This is a genomic window from Crocosphaera watsonii WH 8501 (assembly GCF_000167195.1).
Taxonomy (GTDB): domain Bacteria; phylum Cyanobacteriota; class Cyanobacteriia; order Cyanobacteriales; family Microcystaceae; genus Crocosphaera; species Crocosphaera watsonii.
In genome coordinates this window covers 1-2,244 of record NZ_AADV02000311.1, presented here as the reverse complement: position 1 = coordinate 2,244, position 2,244 = coordinate 1, and the positions used below count along the sequence as shown (strand labels likewise).

Here is a 2,244-nt window from a genome sequence, read left to right as displayed (position 1 = left end):
AAGACTAATTCAGCTGGGGTTTCCCTGAAAATCTGGGTAAAGACAGGAAAAATGTCTAGAGCCTTTCAAAAAGTTTATGACACACCCAGTCAATGTGGGAGATAAGAACCAGAGTGTTCTTCAAAGATTGTAAAGTTTACTTCAACCGCATATCGTCCATAGTGAGGGGGAAAAGCAGGAAAACCAATAGAGTTTGGAGCTAAACTTTCAGTAAGCTGTGTAGATAACTATGTGTTTCTAGACAAAATAAGTTGGGAAAACTTCAATGAATCTTGTCATTTTAAAGAACAAGTAGAAAAGTATAAAGAAACGTTTGGCTATTATCCCGAATCCGTCCATGTAGATAAAATTTATCGAACTAGGGAAAACAGAAATTGGTGTAAGGAAAGAGGGATAAGAATCAGTGGTCCGAAGTTAGGAAGACCTCCGAAAAATGTCAGTGAAGAAGAAAAGAAACAAGCCCACTCCGATGAATGCTTCCGTAATGCTATTGAGGGAAAGTTTGGACAAGCTAAACGAAGATTTAGCCTAAATCTCGTGATGACAAAACTCCCTGAAACCTCCATTACATCTATTGCTATTACATTTTTAGTTGTCAATTTTTCTAAACTTCTGAGGCAGTTTTTGTCGCTTTTTTTGTCCTTATTTACTAATAATAGAACAGGGGGAACTCATCAAACCGCCTTTCATTAATTTTGATTATACTTTAAACAATTTTTATGTACTAAAACTTATTGATTTGTCAGAAAATTCTTGGTCAAAAGTGGCATAAATTTTGGAGAAACTTTTTCAGCAAACCCTACTTAGTGTATCTTGTACAAGCAGATAATACCGTAAAAGCCCAAGTTGTCGAAGTGGGAGAAATTCTCCCAAATCAACGTATGGAAATTGTTCAAGGACTAAAAAGTGGCGATCGCTTAGTTTTAAAAGGGGCAGCCTATCTCAAAGATGGAGATCCCATTAATTATTAGTTATTAGTCCCCGAAACCCCTTATAGAAACTATCGATGTAAGTAAACATAACCGGAACCACAACCAAGGTTAATAAAGTGGAGGTAATTAAACCACCAATAACAGCAATGGCCATGGGACTTCTGACTGCACCATCTGCTCCCAAGGCCAGAGCAATGGGAGACATTCCGGCGATTGTTGATAAAGTCGTCATCAGAATCGGTCGTAAACGGGACACTCCAGCCTCGACCAAAGCCTTAAATATGGGTTTACCCTCTTTCATATAAGCTAGGGTAAAATCCACTAGGAGAATGGCATTTTTAGTGACTAATCCCATTAATAAAACAATCCCAATTAAAGCAAATAATCCCAATTCGTTTTGAGTTAATAATAACCCTAACAATGCCCCTCCGACGGATAAAGGTAAGGAGAGCATAATAGCAATAGGATAGAGAAAATTGTTATAACCCAGATTCCGCACTTTAAAAAGTAGCATTAAATACTACAAGCCTGGGGTTAACAATTAAGTATAATTGCTTAAGCTCTTGAAGACAAAAAAGTGGGATAATTGCTTAAGTTGTTTCCTCTGTAAAAAAAGAGCGAAAAATGTCTTATTTAGAAGAAATACAAGTTAAAAATTTAGACCATTTAGGGATAGTAGCTGGTTTAATTGATGAAATAGGAATAGTCAAAATAATTAATAATAAATTAGGAATAGATGTTAGAGAAAAAATCTCAGCAGGTACAGTAGTTAAGTCTATTTTAATCAATGGACTAGGATTTGTTTCAAGACCTCTATATTTATTCAGTCAGTTTTTTCAAGATAAAGCCATTGAGAAATTGTTAGGAGAAAGAATTAAACCTGATTACCTTAATGATGATAAAATTGGGAGAGTAATGGATGAATTATATAAATATGGACTAAATGATATTTTTATTGAAGTAGTTTTAGAAGTAATTAAAAAATTTGAAATAGACCTTAAATACTCCCATTTAGATTCCACATCATTTCATTTAGATGGAGAATATAAAAGGGAAGAAGATAAAGAGAAACAGGAAGAAGAAAAAATTATTAAAGAAAGACCAATTTTTATTAAGAAAGGATATTCTCGGGATCATAGACCAGACTTAAAACAATGTGTCTTGGATTTAATAACAAGCCAAGATGGAGATATTCCATTATTTGTGAGAGTAGGAGATGGAAATGAATCTGATAAAGCTGTATTTGGAAAAGTTTTAGTAGAATTCAAAAAGCAAATAAAGTTTGATAGTATCATGGTTTGTGATAGTGCTT

1 protein-coding gene and 3 pseudogenes are annotated in these 2,244 nt (G+C 34.2%); 3 read left to right on the top strand and 1 reads right to left on the bottom strand.

Annotation, left to right across the window (positions count from 1 at the left end; translation table 11 throughout):
* Window positions 1-40: 40 nt before the first annotated feature.
* A pseudogene (locus tag CWATDRAFT_RS31265) lies at window positions 41-772 on the top strand (transposase); the annotation flags it as partial.
* Window positions 773-806: 34 nt separating this feature from the next.
* Window positions 807-971, top strand: a complete 165-nt coding sequence (locus CWATDRAFT_RS31260) for a hypothetical protein (protein WP_232287256.1) — start codon at window positions 807-809, stop codon at window positions 969-971.
* Here CWATDRAFT_RS31260 and CWATDRAFT_RS31255 read toward each other — a convergent pair.
* Window positions 961-1,449 (bottom strand): annotated as a pseudogene (locus tag CWATDRAFT_RS31255) (efflux RND transporter permease subunit); the annotation flags it as partial. The gene CWATDRAFT_RS31260 and the pseudogene CWATDRAFT_RS31255 overlap by 11 nt on opposite strands.
* 107 nt (window positions 1,450-1,556) lie before the next feature.
* Between CWATDRAFT_RS31255 and CWATDRAFT_RS31250 the strand changes: the two are divergent.
* Window positions 1,557-2,244 (top strand): annotated as a pseudogene (locus tag CWATDRAFT_RS31250) (IS1634-like element ISCwa1 family transposase); the annotation flags it as partial.